16 protein-coding genes are annotated in these 17,411 nt (G+C 71.4%); 7 read left to right on the top strand and 9 right to left on the bottom strand.

Annotation, left to right across the window (positions count from 1 at the left end; genetic code table 11):
* Positions 1-2: 2 nt before the first annotated feature.
* Together AB0H71_RS08810 and AB0H71_RS08805 are read right to left on the bottom strand one after the other, a co-directional pair.
* Positions 3-866 (bottom strand): ABC transporter permease, encoded by an 864-nt coding sequence (locus AB0H71_RS08810; RefSeq protein ID WP_357016847.1) that lies wholly within the window; start codon positions 864-866, stop codon positions 3-5.
* A gap of 4 nt (positions 867-870) precedes the next feature.
* Positions 871-1,689: an ABC transporter permease gene (locus AB0H71_RS08805; RefSeq protein ID WP_357018425.1), complete on the bottom strand. Its 819-nt coding sequence runs from the start codon at positions 1,687-1,689 to the stop codon at positions 871-873.
* 529 nt (positions 1,690-2,218) lie between these two features.
* On the opposite strand from AB0H71_RS08805, the gene AB0H71_RS08800 reads away from it, so the two are divergent.
* Positions 2,219-2,893 carry a S1 family peptidase gene (locus tag AB0H71_RS08800; RefSeq protein WP_357016845.1) on the top strand — a complete coding sequence of 225 codons (675 nt, stop codon included), beginning with the start codon at positions 2,219-2,221 and terminating at the stop codon, positions 2,891-2,893.
* Positions 2,894-2,961: 68 nt separating this feature from the next.
* Here AB0H71_RS08800 and AB0H71_RS08795 read toward each other — a convergent pair whose 3' ends face one another.
* Positions 2,962-3,579, bottom strand: coding sequence for a hypothetical protein (locus AB0H71_RS08795; RefSeq protein WP_357016842.1), 618 nt, complete (start codon positions 3,577-3,579; stop codon positions 2,962-2,964).
* 177 nt (positions 3,580-3,756) lie between these two features.
* Here AB0H71_RS08795 and AB0H71_RS08790 point away from each other — a divergent pair, with 177 nt between their 5' ends.
* Together AB0H71_RS08790 and AB0H71_RS08785 are read left to right on the top strand one after the other, a co-directional pair.
* Positions 3,757-4,296 carry a DUF6764 family protein gene (locus AB0H71_RS08790; RefSeq protein WP_357016839.1) on the top strand — a complete coding sequence of 180 codons (540 nt, stop codon included), beginning with the start codon at positions 3,757-3,759 and terminating at the stop codon, positions 4,294-4,296.
* Between the two features lie 344 nt (positions 4,297-4,640).
* Positions 4,641-5,522: a L,D-transpeptidase gene (locus AB0H71_RS08785; protein ID WP_357016836.1), complete on the top strand. Its 882-nt coding sequence runs from the start codon at positions 4,641-4,643 to the stop codon at positions 5,520-5,522.
* A 61-nt stretch (positions 5,523-5,583) separates the two neighbouring features.
* Here the strand turns inward: AB0H71_RS08785 and AB0H71_RS08780 are convergent, their stop codons facing one another.
* From AB0H71_RS08780 to AB0H71_RS08770, 3 genes are all read right to left on the bottom strand, one after another.
* Positions 5,584-7,605, bottom strand: coding sequence for a M13-type metalloendopeptidase (locus tag AB0H71_RS08780; protein ID WP_357016833.1), 2,022 nt, complete (start codon positions 7,603-7,605; stop codon positions 5,584-5,586).
* Positions 7,606-7,645: 40 nt separating this feature from the next.
* A complete protein-coding gene (locus tag AB0H71_RS08775) occupies positions 7,646-8,128 on the bottom strand; it encodes a DUF4190 domain-containing protein (protein WP_357016831.1) in 483 nt (160 codons plus the stop codon).
* A gap of 126 nt (positions 8,129-8,254) precedes the next feature.
* A complete protein-coding gene (locus AB0H71_RS08770; RefSeq protein WP_357016828.1) occupies positions 8,255-9,028 on the bottom strand; it encodes a pirin family protein in 774 nt (257 codons plus the stop codon).
* Between the two features lie 244 nt (positions 9,029-9,272).
* On the opposite strand from AB0H71_RS08770, the gene AB0H71_RS08765 reads away from it, so the two are divergent.
* Entirely contained in the window at positions 9,273-9,743 is a 471-nt protein-coding gene (locus AB0H71_RS08765; RefSeq protein ID WP_357016825.1) for an NUDIX domain-containing protein, read from the top strand.
* Positions 9,744-9,768: 25 nt separating this feature from the next.
* On the top strand, positions 9,769-11,133 hold the full coding sequence (locus AB0H71_RS08760; protein WP_357018423.1) for a hypothetical protein: 1,365 nt from the start codon (positions 9,769-9,771) through the stop codon (positions 11,131-11,133).
* A gap of 7 nt (positions 11,134-11,140) precedes the next feature.
* Here the strand turns inward: AB0H71_RS08760 and AB0H71_RS08755 are convergent, their stop codons facing one another.
* A complete protein-coding gene (locus AB0H71_RS08755) occupies positions 11,141-11,635 on the bottom strand; it encodes a hypothetical protein (protein WP_357016823.1) in 495 nt (164 codons plus the stop codon).
* A gap of 135 nt (positions 11,636-11,770) precedes the next feature.
* On the opposite strand from AB0H71_RS08755, the gene AB0H71_RS08750 reads away from it, so the two are divergent.
* Positions 11,771-13,342 (top strand): DUF4185 domain-containing protein, encoded by a 1,572-nt coding sequence (locus AB0H71_RS08750; protein ID WP_357016821.1) that lies wholly within the window; start codon positions 11,771-11,773, stop codon positions 13,340-13,342.
* Here the strand turns inward: AB0H71_RS08750 and AB0H71_RS08745 are convergent.
* Positions 13,311-14,891 (bottom strand): urea amidolyase family protein, encoded by a 1,581-nt coding sequence (locus AB0H71_RS08745; RefSeq protein ID WP_357016819.1) that lies wholly within the window; start codon positions 14,889-14,891, stop codon positions 13,311-13,313. The two genes, AB0H71_RS08750 and AB0H71_RS08745, sit on opposite strands and share 32 nt — an antisense overlap.
* A gap of 136 nt (positions 14,892-15,027) precedes the next feature.
* On the opposite strand from AB0H71_RS08745, the gene AB0H71_RS08740 reads away from it, so the two are divergent.
* Entirely contained in the window at positions 15,028-15,858 is an 831-nt protein-coding gene (locus tag AB0H71_RS08740) for a hypothetical protein (RefSeq protein WP_357016816.1), read from the top strand.
* On the opposite strand, the gene AB0H71_RS08735 is transcribed toward AB0H71_RS08740, so the two are convergent.
* The gene (locus tag AB0H71_RS08735) at positions 15,859-17,331 is read right to left on the bottom strand and encodes a CCA tRNA nucleotidyltransferase (RefSeq protein WP_357016813.1); all 1,473 of its coding nucleotides are present in this window, start codon (positions 17,329-17,331) and stop codon (positions 15,859-15,861) included.
* Positions 17,332-17,411 lie beyond the last annotated feature (80 nt).

Raw genomic sequence — 17,411 nt, 5'->3', positions numbered from 1 at the left:
GCCTACCCCGAGATCCGGATGCCGGGGTTGACGCCCCAGATGGCCAAGGTCATGAACAGATCGGCGAACACGACCACGATGATGCACATCTTGATCGCGCGGCCGGCCGCCACGCCGACGCCCTCGGGGCCGCCCGAGGCGAAGAAGCCGTAGTAGCACTGGATGAAGGTGGTGATCGCGACGAAGATGATCGCCTTGAGCAGCGAGTACAGCACATCCGTCGGGATCAGGAATTGGTAGAAGTAGTGCTGGTAGGTGCCGCTGGCGGTGCCGCCGATGAGCTGCACGGTGAAGGCGCAGGAGACGTAGGCCATGGCCAGGCCGAGGCAGTAGAGCGGGACGATCGCCAGGATGGCGGCGAAGATCCTGGTGCTCACCAGGTAGGGCAGCGGCCGGATGGCCACCGACTCCAGCGCGTCGATCTCCTCGGAGATCCGCATGGCGCCGAGCTGGGCGGTGAACCGGCAGCCCGCCTGCGCGGCGAAGGCCAGCGAGGCGAGCAGCGGGCCGAGCTCGCGGGTGGTGGCGAAGGCCGAGATGGCGCCGGTGATCGGGCTCAGCCCGAGCAGGTTCAGCGAGGTGTGGCCCTGGATGCCGACGGTCATGCCGCCGAACGCGCTCAGGATCAGCACGACGCCGATGGTGCCGCCGCCGACGACCAGGTTGCCGTTGCCCCAGGTGACGTCGGAGAGCAGCCGCCAGACCTCCTTGGGGTACTGGCGCAGCGCGAGCGGGATCGAGCCGAGCGCGCGCAGGAAGAAGAACACCTGGTGCCCGAGGCGGCCGAGCAGGTCGACCGGGGCCTTGGCGGTGCGCTTCAGTTGGTTCAGCGGCCGCAGCAGCGGCGGCACATATGTCGACGACACCGGCTCAGACCACCTGTGGGGGGAAGATTGCGTTGTAGATCTGCGTGATGATCAGGTTGACGCCGAAGAGCATGATCGCCGAGCTGACCACCGCGGAGTTCACGGAGTTCGCGACGCCGCCGGGGCCGCCGCGGGTGTTCAGCCCGGTGTCGCAGGCGATGATCGCCGCGAGCAGGCCGAAGATCGTGGACTTGACCAGGGCCACCAGCAGGTCGCGGGTGACCGCGAACGAGGAGAAGGTGCCGACGTAGCTGCCCGGCGTGCCGTCCTGGGCGAAGATATTGAAGATGTAGCCGGTCAGGAAGCCGACGAAGACCACGAAGCCGCAGAGCAGCAGGCTGACCAGCATGGCCGCGCCGAGCCGCGGCGCGACCAGGCGGCGCATCGGGTCGACGCCCATGACCTTCATGGCGTCGATCTCCTCGCGGATGGTGCGCGAGCCGAGGTCGGCGCAGATGGCCGAGCCGACCGCGCCCGCGATCATGATCGAGGTGACCAGCGGGGCGCCCTGCTGGATGATGCCGAGGCCGTTGGCCGCGCCGATGAACGACGTGGCGCCGACCTGCCCGGCGACCGCGCCGACCTGAATCGAGACGATCACGCCGATCGGAATGGCGACCAGCAGCGTGGGGGCCGCGGCGACATTGGCCATGAACGCACATTGCCGCACGAATTCCCCGAACGGGAATCGCCGGCGAAATATGGCGACGAACAACTCGGACACCGCGGCAATCCCCATGAGGATCTGCCTGCCGAAGGTCTCGAGCGATCGCTTGGGGTGATCTTCCCAGTACCCCTTGGTCCAATCGACCGCGCCACTCAGCCGCGACCCCGTGGGTGGACTCTTGGTCGACTGCACTGTCTAACCCCTTCTCGACGCCGGTTACCTGCCCCGACGACTTGCATCGCTCGGAGCACCTTACTACGGGGTAGCCCAGAACACAGCACACCCCTGTGATTGGCGTCATAGATACCGGTCACTGCGCGCGGCGAGCTATGAATCCCGACAACGCCTCGGACATTTTCCGACTTCCGGTATCCAACCAATAAGAACCTGTTTCAGAAAGACCCGCATGAGCGGGGGTTCGCGAGTGTACGAGTGTTATTTCTCGAATCGCTTTCATCGAAATTCGAATCAGGTCGCCGACGGCTCCGCGGTCACGCTTCGGCCACGAGCGGACCGGCGGGTTCCAGACTGTAATGCTTGTGTGCTATCACCGGATGGAAGAAACACGGCGTGGCGTCTGTCGAAATCGCAGGTCGTCCCGCGGATGCCGCACCCGGCCGCGATTACTGACACGATGTGCGCGAGCGATTGATATCGTGCGGGCTTTCGGCAGATCTGGAGGGACATGTTCAGCAAACTCGCCACGGTGGTACGCGCCGCCTGCACCGTCGCGCTGGGAGTGGCGCTGCTCGGCCCCGTCGCGGGCGCCGCGCAGGCGCAGCCCGGCGCGCCGGTGCTCGGCGGTGGCTCCGGCATCGTCATCGACGACGCCTTCGAGTGCACCCTCACCACCGTTGGCTTCGACGGCGCGGGCAGGCTGGTGGGGATCACCGCCGGCCACTGCGGCGATCCCGGCGCACAGGTGTACGCCGAAGCGGACCGCGGCGCCGGGGTGGTCGGCCGCTTCGTGCACTCCGACCCGCGCCTCGACTACGCCGTCATCCAGTTCGACCCGGGCCGCGTCACCCCGGTGAACCGTGTCGGCAATGTCACCATCGCGGGCATCGGCGGGCCGGCCGCGTTCCCGATGATCGTCTGCAAGGAGGGCCGCACCACCGGCAATACCTGCGGCATCTCCTGGGGCGATGTCTTCGCCACCAATATCGAGACCTGGTCGCAGATGTGCGTGGTGGAGGGCGACTCCGGCGCGCCGGTGGTGGTCGGCAACCAGCTGGTCGGGATGGTCAACGCCTACCTGGCCTTCGCCTGCTACGGCCCCGAGGTCGGCACCAATATGACGACGATCATGGACGACCTGAACGGCCGCAACAGCATCGGCTCCGGCTTCCGTCCCATCTGATCCCGCCCGCGAAAAAAGGAGCGGGTGGGCCGCATCGGCCCACCCGCTCCTTTTTGTTGTGCGTACCGCTACAGGTCCTGGACGCAGACCACGAAGCGGCGGTCCGAGTACTTGAAGCCGGAGCCGCTGCTGCAGGCGCTCACGTCGTCGGTGCCCTGCACGATATTGGTGACCTTGATGCCCTCGATGGCGGATTCGGTGCAGTCGATCCGCTTGGGGTCGTCGCCGCCGACGTCCATGCAGCCGCCGACCACCCAGTCGATGTCGAGGCAGAGCGCGCCGGTCTGCACGTTGTTGATGGTCTCGGCGTAGTAGTTGTCCCGGTCGCCGATGCACTCGCCGCTGGTCGGCGCCTTGCCGATGACCTTGTAGTTGGAGGCGCGGCTGCCGCAGGACGCCTTGGCGATGGTGGCGTCGTTGATGGTGCCGCCGAGCGTCACGCAGTCGCCGATCGAGGCCTCGAAGTCGACATCGCCGCCATTGTTGGCCTTCGACGGGGTCGGCTTGCCGCTGGACGGCTTGCCGGAGGGCTTCGGGGTGCTCGTGGTGGAGACGGCGTCCACGGTGCCGTTGCCGATCTCGGGCTGCGCCGTGCCGGTGACGGTGGAGCTACACCCGATGAGGGTCAGCGCGGCGACCGCGCCGAAGGTGGCCGTGAGCACACGGCGAACGACGAGACGAGACACGAAACAGTCCTCCCGAGCCTGTAACGCTCCGAACTCGTACCCCCGTATGAATCCGAAGTGGCATAGCGATGCTGGAAATATCAAGCAATGCTTACACCATCCCGGGGTAGCGCGTCGAGTGGACGGCTCGGGACAGCGGCTGCGTATGGTGGACCCGGGGGCGAAAGGGGACTCGACATGAAGCTGATCAGCGCGATCGTCTGCTCGGCCGCCGCGGTCGGCACCTCGCTCCTGCTTCCGGGCACCGCCTCCGCCGCGCGGGTCGACTGCGCCTCGGCGAACGGCGTCGATGTGACTCTGATCGAGGGGAAGGCGGGCTGCCGCGCCGCCTCGGACGCCTCCGGGCAGGCGCACGCCACCGGGCTGGACGGCGTCGGCTACGCGAGCGCGGCGACCGGCGCGCGGGCGCTCGGCATCGGCGCCGCGGGCGGCATCGGGGTGAGCGAGGGCAGCGCGGGCATTCCGATCGCGCTCGGCTATGGCAGCGACGCGATCGCGCGGACCACCATCACCCCGGAGGTCCCGCCGCGCTCGCTCGCGGTCACCGTCGCGCTGGACGGCTCGCGCGCGCTGGTGCGCACCGAGGCGGGCGAGGTCGTCTGCCTCGGCACCGCCGCGTTCGCCTGGGACGCGGCCACTGGCCGCGGCTGCGTGGCGACGCCGTTCGGGCGGTGGCTCAGCTCGGACGTGCCGTCCGGGCAGCCTGCCTCGGAGTGATTTAGCTCACCGAAAAGTTTGGGTAGCGGGCGATTCCAGATCGTCCGGCCCCGCCCCCTGCCCCACCTCCGACCGCTATGAGCGGCACCTTTTCCGGACCTACCAGTGGTCGCTCCTAGTCAGTGACCTGGCTCACCGTTCGGCTATGGAGCTATGACCCCGCGATAGAACTGGCCCCGACCCGGGGTAGCCCGGTAGGAATGACGCCAGGGTCGGGTCGTCATCAAGTGCGGGGTCGCGTCATCGGGCTCCGCGTCACCGAAGAATCTCATCCGCCGGCAGGCGTTTCGCGCACGCGCGCGCCGCGCCGGTGGGCGTGCAGAGATGGAATGGACGAGAAACCTATGCATGTCGCTCTGAGCAGCGGGACCGTGAGCCGCGTCCGGCGGGGCATCCTGCTGTCGGCGGCGATCGCGGCGGCCTCTGCCCTGATCGCCGCGCCCGCACCGGCGGAGCCGCTGCTCCCCGGGATCGACACCGGCTCCGCGAACGGCGCCGTGCTCCCGCCCGCGGAGCCGCAGGCGACCTTCGCGCCGCCGTCGATCAATATCGCGGACGGCGAGACCGTCGGCGTCGCGCAGCCGATCGTCATCACCTTCAAGGAGCCGATCGCCGATCGCGGCGCCGCCGAGCGGGCCATCAAGGTCACCGCGTCGACCGAGACGCCGGGGCACTTCTACTGGCGCTCGGACCAGCAGGTGCGCTGGCGGCCGAACGACTACTGGCCGGCCAATACCGACGTGACGGTGAAGGCGGGCGACACCACCAGCGCCTTCCGCATCGGCGACGCGGTGATCGCGACCGCCGACGACAACACCCACACCCTGACCGTCACCCGCAACGGCGAGGTGATCAGGGAGATGCCGACCTCCATGGGCAAGCCCAAGCACGAGACGCCGAACGGCATCTACTACGTGGGCGAGAAGCAGCGCAAGATGACCATGGATTCCTCCACCTACGGTGTGCCGGTCACCGACCCCGAGGGCTACAAGCTCGAGGTCGAGTACGCGACCCGGATCTCCAACAGCGGCATCTTCGTGCACGCGGCGCCGTGGTCGGTGGGGCAGCAGGGCCGGGCCAATGTGAGCCACGGCTGCCTGAACCTCAGCACCGAGGATGCCCAGTGGTTCTTCGACAACGCCACCAAGGGCGATCCCGTGGTGGTGGAGAACACCGACGGCGGCACCCTCTCCAGCGCCGACGGCCTCGGCGACTGGAACCCCTGATCCGCCCGTCCCCCTGCAGGCGAACGCCCCCGGTCTCCGCGACCGGGGGCGTTCGTCGTTCTCACCAGATCTGCACGCGCTCCGCGGGCTCCAGGTAGAGCCCGTCGCCGGGCCGCACCTCGAACGCCTCGTGGAAGCTGTCGATATTGCGGACCACCGCATTGCAGCGGAACTCCGGCGGGGAGTGCGGGTCGACCGCGAGCCTGCGGATCGCCTCCTCCGGCCGCGCCTTGGTGCGCCACACCTGGGCCCAGCCGTAGAAGACCCGCTGCAGCCCGGTGAGGCCGTCGAGCACCGGCGGCTCGGCGCCGTCCAGCGAGATCCGGTAGGCGGCCAGCGCGATCGAGAGCCCGCCGAGGTCGCCGATGTTCTCGCCGATGGTGAACTCGCCGTTCACCGTGTTCTCGTCCGGCAGCGCCTGCGGGGAGAGCACGTCGTACTGCGCGATCAGCGCCTTCGTCCTGGTGCCGAACTCGGCGCGGTCGGCATCGGTCCACCAGTCGACCAGGTTGCCGTCGCCGTCGTACTCCGCGCCCTGGTCGTCGAAGCCGTGCCCGATCTCGTGGCCGATCACCGCGCCGATGCCGCCGTAGTTGGCGGCGTCGTCGGCGTGCATGTCGAAGAACGGCGGCTGCAGGATGGCGGCCGGGAAGACGATCTCGTTCATGCCGGGGTTGTAGTAGGCATTCACCGTCTGCGGGGTCATGAACCACTCGCCGCGGTCCACCGGGCCGCCCAGCTTGCCGAGGTCGCGGTCGAACTCGGCGGCGTAGCCGCGGCGGTAGTTGCCGACCGGGTCGGCGGGGTCGATCACGATCGAGGAGTAGTCCCGCCAGCTGTCCGGGTAGCCGATCTTGGGGGTGAACTTCTCCAGCTTGGCCAGCGCGGCGGTCCTGGTCTCCGGGCTCATCCAGGGCAGCTCGGCGATATTGCGCCGGTACGCCTCCTGCAGGTTGCCGACCAGCCCCAGCATCCGGTCCTTGGCCTCCGGCGGGAAGTGCCTGGCCACGTAGAGCTTGCCGACCGCCTCGCCGAGCAGCTCCTGCACCAGCGCCACCCCGCGCTTCCAGCGCTCCCGGTTCTCGGTGGCGCCGGTCAGGGTGCGGCCGTAGAAGGCGAAGTTCTCGGCGACCAGCTCGTCGGTGAGGTAGGCGGCGCGGGCGCGCAGCACCTGCCAGGCGGCCCAGGCCTGCCAGTCCGCGAGCGGACGCTCGGCCCAGGCGGCGGCGAAGGCGCCGAGGTAGCCGGGCTGGCGCACCACGAGTTCGGCGAAGATCTCCGAGCCGGCGCGGCCGAGCCCGGCGGTGAGCGCATCGGTCCAGGCGGCCCAGTCGAAGCCGGGGTGCTCGGCGGCGAGCGCGGCGAGGGTGGTGGGGTTGTAGCTCGCCTTGGCGTCGCGGCGGCGCACCACATCCCAGTGGCCGGCGGCGAGGGTGCGCTCCAGCTCCAGGATGCGGGTGCCGATGCCGTCCAGCTCGGCGGGGAGCAGCGGGCGCACCCGCTCGTCGGCGGCGGCGACCGCGAAGATCCGGCCGATGTGCGCGACGTACTCCTCGCGAATGCTCGCGTACTCGTCGCCGCGGTAGTACGACTCGTCCGGGAGACCGATCCCGGACTGGGTCAGGTACACCAGGTAGCGGGAGGAGTCCTTGTCGTCGGTGTCGACGTAGACGCCGACCGCGCCGCGCACCCCGGTGCGCTGGAGCCGGCCGAGCAGCGCCGCGAAGCCGGAGCGATCGGCGACCGCGGCCACCGCGGCGAGTTCGTCGGCGATGGGCTGTGCCCCCGCCGCGGCGATCGCGGCCTCGTCCATGAAGCTGCGGTAGAGGTCGCCGATCCGGCGGGCGTCGCTGCCGGCGGGCGCCGCGGAGTCGGCGGCCTCCAGGATGATCGCCCTGACGTCCCGCTCGGCCTGGTCGTACAGGGTGCGGAAGGCGCCGTCGACGGCGCGGTCAGCGGGGATCTCGTACTCGGCCAGCCACTTGCCGTTGACGTGCGTGAACAGGTCGTCCTGCGCTCGCACGCCCTCGTCGAGGTAGCTGAGATCGATACCGGAAGGACGGGTGAGTTCATCGGAGGTCACGAATCCAGTATGCCGACGCACCCGCCCTTCCGGGGTGGGGTCAGTTGGTGGGGCCGGGGGTGACGGTGATGCTGAACCGGTCCTGGACGTTCTGGTTGAACTCGTCCTCGCACTGCTGCACCTTGGCCTGGTCGTTGCCGGCGCTGCTGACGCAGTCGACGAAGTCGGTGAAGCCGGCGTCCTCGAAGATGTTCCAGAAGAACAGCCCGATCACCACGCTGATCACGATGCCGGCCAGGCCGAGCAGCGCGCCGGCGACGGCCATGCCGCCGCCACCGGCGGTGCCGTTGCGCGCCTTGATCCCGGCGATCAGCCCGAAGATGATGGCGAAGACGCCGAAGAGGATGCCGCCGACCAGCGTCCAGCAGCTGAGCAGCGCGATGATGCCGAGGACCAGGGCGGTGATTGCGAGCCCCTTGCCCTTGGGCGACTCCTGCCAGTAGCCGGGCTGGCCGGGCTGGCCGGGCGGCGGGGGGTACTGCCCGGACGGCGGGTACTGGCCCGGGGGCGGGTAGTGCGACATGGCTGTCCTCTCGGTTCGGGTGCCGTGCGCCGGACCGGTGCGGTGCGGTAGGCGCTCGCCGAATGGATCGCACCGGTAGGGATGGGATGTTAATGATCCCAGGGAAAGATGTCCGATCAGCGACGTTCAGCCCGCGCCGAGTCGCGCGTGCATCTCCCAGATCAGCACCTCGGACGGGCGCAGCGCGGTGATCCGCTGGCCGCCGGTGCGGCTCGCGCGCACCGCGTCGCCCTCGTCCAGCGGGCCGGCGCCCTCCATCGTGACCTCGCCCCGCGCCACGAAGACGTGCAGGTAGAGCGGGTCCGGCAGCTGCACCGTTTGCTCCGGCGCCAGCCGCGCCACGTGCAGCGCGGCGTGCGAGCTGTTCAGCGCGATGGCGGCGTGCTCGCGGTGCCGCGGCATGCCGGAGGCCACCGTGATCAGCCCGCCCCGCGCGAGTTCGTCGTCGATCTCGCGCTGCTCGTAGCCGGGGGTCAGCCCCGGCTCGTCCGGCACCACCCACATCTGGACGAAGTGCACCGGCTCGTCGTGCGCGGTGAAGCGCGGGTCGGCGCGCCAGGAGTCGTTCTTCTCCGAGTGCAGGATGCCGGTGCCCGCGCTCATGCGCTGGGCCAGCCCCGGGTAGACGACGCCGCTGTGGCCGAGCGAGTCCTGATGCACCAGGCTGCCCTCCAGCACCCAGGTGACGATCTCCATGTCCCGGTGCGGGTGCGTCTCGAAACCCTGGCCGGGCGCCACCACGTCGTCGTTGTTCACCAGCAGCAGCCCGTGGTGGGTGTTCTCCGGGTCGTAGTGCGGGCCGAAGGAGAAGGAATGCTTGGAATCCAGCCAGGCGATCCGGGTCTTCATCCGATCGCCGGCCCGATGGATCTCGATGTGCGGTGTGGTGAGCGTGGACACCCGCCCTCCTCTCGGTCTTTCTTCAGGCTAGGAGCACCCGTGGTCGCGGTTCCCCGAATTCCTCGTGAAAAGTCCGGCGCCTCGGACTTTACGCGGACGACCACCACATGAACGGACCGTGACGAAGCGGGCGCGATTCGCCCGATGCCATCGGTATACGGCAAAGTGGACGAACCGGTGCGGGGGAACGGCTGGGCGGAGGGCGGGATGCCCAGCGGCACAACGTGAGCGGAGGTGGCGGGTAATGCGACCCGAAGTGCTCGAACGGCTGGAGCGCGAACTCCGGGATACCGCCGCGCGTGACGGAATTTCGGATTTCGTGGTCGGCGTGGCGGTGTTCCGCGAACACAAACTGCTGGTGGTCCGGCGGGTGCCCGGCGACTACCGGGGCGGTTTGTACGAGCTGCCCGGCGGCGGGGTGGAATCCGGCGAGACATTCGCGGAATCGGTAGCCAGGGAACTGCTGGAGGAATCCGGGCTGCGGCTGCGGCGGATCACCGAATACCTCGGCGCCACCGACTACGCGACCCGGCGCCGGGCCCGCGTGCGGAAATTCGGATTCCTGGTGGAGACCGAGCCGGGCGAGGTCGCGCTGGCGCCGGGCGAACACGACGACCATGCCTGGATCGACGCGGAATCGCTCTCCGGGCTGCCGATGGCGGCGGACGTGCGGGAGGCGGTGCGGGCCCTCGTCGAGGAGCCGCGGGCCTCGTGACCGGTAGCCTCGCCCCGTGACCGGTGTGCGGGGGCGATGGGATTCGGGTGCGGGCGCGGTCCGCGCGTACCCCGCCGCGCTGCGGCTGGCCCTGGTGCGGTTCGCCGCGCAGTTCGGCGACGGGGTGTTCCAGGCCGCGCTCTCCGGCGCCATTCTCTTCAACCCCGAGCGGGAGACCGATCCGGCGGCCATCGCGGCCGGGTTCGCGGTGCTGCTGCTGCCGTACTCGCTGATCGGGCCGTACGCGGGGGCGTTGCTCGACCGCTGGGATCGGCGCCGGGTGCTGCTCGGCGCGAGCCTGCTGCGGCTGCTGCTCATCGTCGCGGTGAGCCTGAGCCTGCTCGGCGGGGCCTCCTCCGAGCTGCTGCTGGTCGGTGCGCTCGCGGTGGTCGGGATCAGCCGGTTCGTCTCCGCCGGGGTCTCCGCGGCGCTGCCGCTGGTGCTGCCCGTGCGGCTGCTCGTGCCGACGAACTCGGTGCTGGCCACGGTGGCGTCCGGGTGCGCGGCGGGTGGGGCCGCGGTGGCGGTCACGGTCATCGGCATGGTCGGGGCGGGTGATACCGCGTCGGCCCTCGCGGTCGCGGTGGCCGGGAGTGGGCCGCTGCTCGGCGCGCTGCTGGTCGCGGGGTTCCCCCCGGGGCGGTTGGGGCCGGGCGTAGATCTCGATGCCGAAGTCGCGGGCGATTCCGGCCCGGCCGATTTCACGGCGACGGCGCGCGCGGTGGCGGCGGGGCTGCGCACCGGCGCGGTCGCGGTATGGCGCTCGGCGGAGGTCACCACCGCCATGTTCGGCATCGGCGCGCACCGCGTCGTCTTCGGGATCAATACCCTGGTCATGGTGCTGGTACTGCGCCGCCCGGACTCGGCGGAGGCGGGCGTCGGCTCCGGGCTGCTCGGTTTCGGGGTGGCGATCGGCGTGACCGCCGCCGGCATGCTGCTGGCCGCCGTGCTGACCCCGCTCCTGATTCCCCGGCTCGGCCGCCCGCGCACGGTACTGGCCGGGCTGGTGCTGGCGACCGTGGTGCAGCTGACCCTGGTGACGCCGATCGCGGTCGCCGAAGCGGGCCCCGCCGCGCAGCGCGCCCAGTACCTGCTGCTGGCCGGCGCCTTCCTGCTCGGGCTGGCCGGGCAGACCATCAAGCTCACCGGCGACGCCACCATGCAGCTGGATATCGACGACACGCACCGCGGCCAGGTCTTCGCCCTGCAGGACACCGTCTTCAACATCACCTTCGTACTGGCGCTGGCCGCGACCGCCGCCGTGGTGCCCGCCGACGGGCGCTCGCTCCCGGTGGTGCTGGCGGGCGCCGGCTGCTACCTGGCCGGGATCACCGCCGTCCTGCTCACCGGCCGCCGGGCCCGCGCCGAGGTGCGGGTGCCCTGCGGGTAGGCGCGTCTCAGCGCAGCGCCGGAAGCGAGCTCCTGACCCCGGGAAGCGGCGGTGGCACCGGCCACGCGGTACCCGGCTGCGGCGTGATGACATCGGTCGGCGCAGGCCACGCGATATCCGGCGGTGGCGCGGGAACGCCCGGCTTCGCGGGCCACGCGACATCCGGCCGCGCTGCCCCCGCACCGGGCTCGACTCGGACCGTCCACCCGAGCGGCTCCACCGCCGCATCCTCCGGCACCCCGGTGACCTGGTGATTCCAGGTGCCGAGGGCGGTGGGGTCGGTGTAGAAGTGGTCGAGCACGCCGTCGTCGGTGAGATCGAGCGCGGCCAGCTCGGCGACCCCGTCCCGATCGGCATCCCACAGCGCGTCGTCGAGCAGCCCGTCCCCGTCGAAATCCAGCCGCACCGCGTCGAGCGTACCGCCGAGCGACAGGTCGGCGGGGCTCGACCAGCCGTGCGGCACACCGTCGCCGGTTCCGAAGAGGTACTCGATCTCGCTCATAACGGCTTGGACGCGGCACGCCGGACGCCGGTTCCGGGTAGGTTGTGGCCTGCTCGGCCGTTCCCCGTGCTCGACTTCCCCCTCGACGACAGGAGAGCTACCCAGATGGGTCGTGCCGGAAAGCGCGTACCGCTGATGTCCGCGCTGGTGCTGGCCGGGACCTTCGGCATGCCGAACGCGCAGGCCGCGCCGCACCCGTGGGCGCCGCCGCCGGTGAACAGCTGCGGTGAGACCGGCTTCGACCCGCTGCTCCGCGCCCCCGACCCGAACGCGCCGCCCGCGCCGCCGATCCAGATCCCGGAGACCATCGAGATCCCGGTTGTCTGGCCGGAGCTCACCCCGGTCCCGCTGCCCGACCCGCCGCAGAACGACACCCGCGTCGACCAGCCACCGCTGCCCGCCGACCCGTGCCACAACCCGTGCCCCGACGTCCGCGATTCGGTGCACCCGGAGGAGCCGTCCACCGGCACCGACCCCGACCCGCACCCCGGCGCCGCGCCGCAGCAGAAGCCGGACTCCGGCTCCGGCAGCGCCGGTTCCAGCGGCAGTGGCTCGAGCGAGCCGATCAAGCTGCCCCGGGTGGTGATCAAGCCGGAGATCGAGCCCATCCCGATCCCGGTGCCGGGCGGCCGAGGCCCCGAGCCGCAGCCCGCCCCGCCGCCGGTGGTGAACCCGGTCGAGCCGGGCCCGGTCGCCGCCCCGGTGGCCGCGCGCTCGGTGGCGGAGGTCGGGGTGGTGCGGCAGGTGACCGGCCCCGGCTCCGAGAACCGCACCGATATGCGCTGGTCGGTGGATGGCACCGACCTCGGCTTCGTCTACGAGAGCAGGCCCGGCGAGGTGGCCGTGGTCTTCGGCGACACCTTCGGCGAGGGTTGGGGGCCGGGCGGCGTCGGCACGGTGGACGAGGACTGGCGCAGCAATGTGCTCGGCTTCAGCACCGACCGCGACCTGGCCGACGGCATGACCATCGACACCATGGTGCAGGACAGCCCGTGCCACGCCGCCGAGGTGCTCGGCAGCCGCAAGATCAAGAACTGGGAGACCACCACCATCCCGACCTCCGGCTTCGCGCTCGGCGACCGGCAGTACCTGAGCTACATGTCGGTGAACCGGTGGAGCCGGATCCCCGGGCTCTGGTGGACCAACCACGGCGGGCTCGCCTGGTCCGACGACGGCGGCCGCACCTGGACCAAGGATCAGCACGCGAAGTGGGAGAACCTCTTCGGGCTCGGCCGATTCCAGGTGGCGGCGATGGTGCCGCACGACGACTACGTCTACCTGTTCGGCACGCCCAACGGCCGGATCGGCGTGGCCGGGCTGGCCCGGGTGGCGAAGGCGGACGTGCGGAACAAGTCCGCATACCAGTACTGGGTGAACGGCAGCTGGGCCTCGGCCGCGGAGAACGCGGCGACGCCGCTCTTCCTCGGCGTGGCCAGCGAGCTCTCGGTGCGCTACGACGCGGCCTCCGGCCAGTGGCAGATGACCTACCTGGACAGCATGCGCGGCGCCATCGTGCTGCGCACCGCCAAGGAGCCGCAGGGCGTCTGGAGCGATCCGGTGCCGCTGGTCTTCACCGCCGATTACCCGAAGGCCTACGGCGGCTTCATCCACCCGTGGTCCACCGGAACCGACCTCTACTTCCTGCTCTCGGCCTGGGACAGCTACAACGTCTACCTCATGCACGCCCGGCTGAACGAGCCGCGCTGAGCGGGCGGAAGCGGAGGGCCGTGCCGGGGCGCAGTTGCGCGACGGTACCGAGGTCGGCGGCGGCCACCACGCCGATCACCGGGTAGCCGCCGGTCACCGGGTGGTCGGCGAGCATGATCACCGGCTCGCCGCCGGGCGGCACCTGGATGGCGCCGAGCGGGAGCCCCTCGGTGGGCAGCTCGGCGGTGATCGCGCGCTCCAGCGCCGGGCCGCGGCTGCGCTCCAGCCGCACCCCGACCCGGTCGACATCGCTGGTCACCCGCCACTCGCCGGCGAAGAGCGCGGCCGGGTCGGCGAACCAGGTGTCCCGCGGCCCGGGCCGCACCCGCACCGGAACCGGCGCCGCCGGCAGCGGCGGCACCGGGGCCTGATCCACGATCGGCCAGGCCGCAGGCGGCGGCCCGATCGGGAGCTCGTCGCCCGCCGCCACCGGTCGCGGCCCGAGCCCGGCGAGCGTGTCCCGGCTGCGCGAGCCGAGCACCGCGGGCACCTCGATCCCGCCGCGCACCGCGACGTACCCGCGCAACCCCACCGCGGTGGCGCCGAGCGCGAGCACCGACCCGGCCGCCAGCGCGAGCACGCTCGCGTGCCCGACCGGCACCCCGTCCACGGTCGCGGGCAGCGGCGCCCCGGTCACCGCGACGGTGATCCGGCGGCGGGCGCGGAGGACCAGCCCGCCGACGAGCACCTCCAGCGCGGCCGCGGTCTCCGGATTCCCGACCAGCCGATTGGCCAGCGCGAGCGCCGCCGGGTCGGCCGCGCCGGAGCGCCCGACCCCGGAATCGGTCCACCCCGGACGGCCGAGATCCTGCACCGTGACCGCCGGGCCGACCCGTTCGACCAGGACAGCGGGGTCGCTCACCGCGGCGGTCGCGGGTCGCTCCGCACCCGCAACGCGCGTTGCGCCCCGGGTTGAGACAAAGCGAACCGTGGTGCCGGGGTGGATGAGCGCGGGCGGCTCGCGGCGCAGATCCCACAACGCCAGGTCGGTACTTCCGATGAGCTGCCAGCCGCCGGGCGTGGCGCGGGGGTAGACGGCGCTGTACCCGCCCGCCAGCGCCACCGACCCGGCCGGGATGGCGGTGCGCGGGCGGTCCCGGCGCGGAACGGCGAGCCGGCCGTCCGGCGCGCGCAGGTACCCGAACCCCGGCGCGAACCCGACGAAGGCGCACTGCCAGAGCACCCCGGTGTGCGCGGCGATCACCTCGGCGGTGGTCAGCTCGAGCTGCGCGGCGACGGCGTCCAGATCGGCGCCGTCGTAGCGCACCGGCACCTCGAGCGGCTCGGCGGAGCCGGCGGTTTCACGGGAAACATGGGCGCCCGGTTCGGCGGCGATCCGGGTGAGCGCGTCGGCGACCCGCTCCAGCGCCGCGGCGGAGCGCACCAGTACCAGCACGGTCTCGGCGGCGGGCACGAGCTCGAGTACCCCCGGCACCGCGCGGGCGGTCAGGTGCTCGGCAAGGGCGATGGGGTCGGCGCCGGGCGCGAGCGTGAGCAGCAGCGCGGTCTCGCCCGCCGGGCGGATGTCGAAGGCCGGATCCCGGTTCATGGCGCTCCTCCTCGATGGCAGGCAGGGAGTGTCCAGGATCGCAGCCGCGCCGCCGCCGCCGCGCGGAATCGGACATGTGCCCGAAGCCACTGCGGTATACCCCCGTTCACGCTCCCCGGCTACGCTCGGATCGGTCATGGCCACTTTCGATCCGAGATCCTGGTCGGCGCTTCCGCTCTGGTCGCCGCTGCGCGCCATGGACGTGGGCAAGAAGCTCCTCGACCAGTCCTGGGCCACCCAGTGGGTCGCGGCGACCACGGCCTGGGTGGACCCGGTCGCCGACTTCGGCGCGGGCACCGTCACCGCGCTCATGCCCGACGTGCTGATGACGCTCCTCAGCGAGGGCATCCTGAGCCGCTTCGGCGGCCGCGCCATCGACGCCACCGTGCTCGGCCACGAGCTGCACGCCACCCTCGAGGTGCTCAAGGTGCGCCGGATGGGTGCGCACTTCCAGACCAAGACCGTGCTCGCCGGGTTGCGCTGGGACGGCCACCCGATCGAGACCGTCACCGTGATCGCGCACGGCGTCCGGCTGGTCCCCGGCGTGCCGACCCGGCTGCGCGCCGCCCGGGTGGACGTGGACGGCACCGTGCGCACCGCCGCGCTGCTGGAATGGCTCGGCACCAGGCAGCTGGAGTGGACGCTGGCGGCCGAGCCGGACGGCCGGATCCGGGCCACGCACCGGCGCCGCCGGATCACCGCCTGGGTGGACGCCGAGATCCGCGAGGGCGCGCTCACCATCGACGTGCACAAAGCCCGCTGGTCCGGGATCCCGGTACCGCGCCGGATGCTCGGCACCACCACGGTGCCGCTGGCCGAGCTGCCCTTCGACGCCCGCGTGGTCTACGGCACCCGCGAGGGCGAGCTGGTGCGCTTCCGGGCCGAGGTGCCCGCGGTGAGCGCCTCGTTCGACCTGGCGGAGATGCGCTCGGCCATCGTCACCGGAACGGCGCTGATCCTCTTCTGATCAGCCGTTCCGCCCCTTCCACCAGGCGACCAGCGCGGCCTCGGCCTCGTCCCGGTCCAGCGGCCCGCGGTCGAGCCGCAGCTCCTTGAGGAAGCGCCATGCCTTGCCGACGTCGGGGCCGGGGGCGAGGCCGAGCAGCTCCATGATGGCGTTGCCGTCCAGGTCCGGCCGGACCTTGGCCAGGTCCTCCTGCTGCTGCAGCGCGGCGATCCGCGACTCCAGCTCGTCGTAGGTGGCCTGCAGCGCGGCCGCCCTGCGTTTGTTCCTGGTGGTGCAGTCGGCGCGGACCAGCTTGTGCAGCCGGGGCAGCAGGTCGTCGGCGTCGGTGACGTAGCGCCGCACCGCGGAGTCGGTCCACTGCCCCTTGCCGTACCCGTGGAAGCGCAGGTGCAGGTAGACCAGGCGCGCGACCTCCTCGGTGAACTGCTTGGGGTACTTGAGCGCCTTCATCCGCCTGCGCACCAGCTTGGCGCCGACCACCTCGTGGTGGTGGAAGCTGACGCCGCCGCCCGGCTCGTTGCGTTTGGTCTCCGGCTTGCCGATGTCGTGCAGCAGCGCGGCCCAGCGCAGCACCGGGTCCGGGTCGCCCTCCTCCAGGTCGACGGCCTGGCGCAGCACGGTGAGCGAGTGCCAGTAGACGTCCTTGTGCTGGTGGTGCTCGTCGATCTCCAGCTTCATGGCAGGCACCTCGGGCAGCACGTGGTCGGCCAGCCCGGTCTCGCACAGGATGTCGATGCCGTCGATCGGGTGCGCGCCGCAGATCAGCTTGTCCAGCTCGGTGCGGACCCGCTCGGCGGTGATCCGGTCGATCTCGCCCGCCATGGCGATCATGGCGGCGCGCACCCGCGGCGCCACCGCGAAGCCGAGCTGGGAGACGAAGCGCGCGGCGCGCAGCATGCGCAGCGGATCGTCGTCGAAGGAGTCCTCCGGGGCGGCCGGGGTATCGAGCACGCCGGCGAGCAGCGCGGCCATGCCGTCCAGCGGGTCCTCGAACTCCATCGAGCCGTCGCCCGCGATCCGCACCGCCATGGCGTTCACCGTGAAGTCGCGGCGCACCAGGTCGCCCTCCAGCGTGGTACCGAAGGTGACCTCGGGGTTGCGCGAGACCCGGTCGTAGCTGTCGCTGCGGAAGGTGGTGATCTCCAGCTGCTGGTCGCCCTTGGCGGCGCTCACGGTGCCGAAGGCGAGCCCGCCGGTGTCCCACAGGTGGTCGGCCCAGCCGCGCAGCAGCTCCTGCACCCGCTCCGGGCGGGCGTCGGTGGTGAAGTCCAGATCGGTGCCGAGCCTGCCGAGCACCGCGTCCCGCACACTGCCGCCGACCAGGTAGAGCCGGTGCCCGCCGGCGGCGAAGAGCTCGCCGAGCGGGGTCAGCACCGGGCTGAGCCCGCCGAGCGTCACGGCGGCGGCGGCGAGCAGCCTGGTTCGGCGTTCCGGGTCGGCTGCGGCCGGGCTGTCGGACTTCGGAGAAACCACGAGTCAGCAGCTTACCGAGCAGGGTCGAGGGGATTTTTCCGCGCGCACCCCCGCCGTCACGCGGCGACCGGCGCGGCGCA

Origin of the sequence: Nocardia sp. NPDC050697, assembly GCF_040654395.1 — a bacterium.
GTDB lineage: Bacteria > Actinomycetota > Actinomycetes > Mycobacteriales > Mycobacteriaceae > Nocardia.
The sequence above is the reverse complement of the archived record's forward strand: the minus strand, read 5'-3'. Positions and strand labels throughout refer to the sequence as shown.

Excerpts from the sequence above, each read along its gene's own strand:
- AB0H71_RS08800 (WP_357016845.1), top strand. The coding sequence starts at position 2,219 with ATGTTCAGCAAACTCGCCACGGTGGTACGCGCCGCCTGCACCGTCGCG.
- AB0H71_RS08790 (WP_357016839.1), top strand. The coding sequence starts at position 3,757 with ATGAAGCTGATCAGCGCGATCGTCTGCTCGGCCGCCGCGGTCGGCACC.
- AB0H71_RS08785 (WP_357016836.1), top strand. The coding sequence starts at position 4,641 with ATGCATGTCGCTCTGAGCAGCGGGACCGTGAGCCGCGTCCGGCGGGGC.
- AB0H71_RS08775 (WP_357016831.1), bottom strand. The coding sequence starts at position 8,128 with ATGTCGCACTACCCGCCCCCGGGCCAGTACCCGCCGTCCGGGCAGTAC.
- AB0H71_RS08765 (WP_357016825.1), top strand. The coding sequence starts at position 9,273 with ATGCGACCCGAAGTGCTCGAACGGCTGGAGCGCGAACTCCGGGATACC.
- AB0H71_RS08755 (WP_357016823.1), bottom strand. The coding sequence starts at position 11,635 with ATGAGCGAGATCGAGTACCTCTTCGGAACCGGCGACGGTGTGCCGCAC.
- AB0H71_RS08750 (WP_357016821.1), top strand. The coding sequence starts at position 11,771 with ATGTCCGCGCTGGTGCTGGCCGGGACCTTCGGCATGCCGAACGCGCAG.
- AB0H71_RS08745 (WP_357016819.1), bottom strand. The coding sequence starts at position 14,891 with ATGAACCGGGATCCGGCCTTCGACATCCGCCCGGCGGGCGAGACCGCG.
- AB0H71_RS08740 (WP_357016816.1), top strand. The coding sequence starts at position 15,028 with ATGGCCACTTTCGATCCGAGATCCTGGTCGGCGCTTCCGCTCTGGTCG.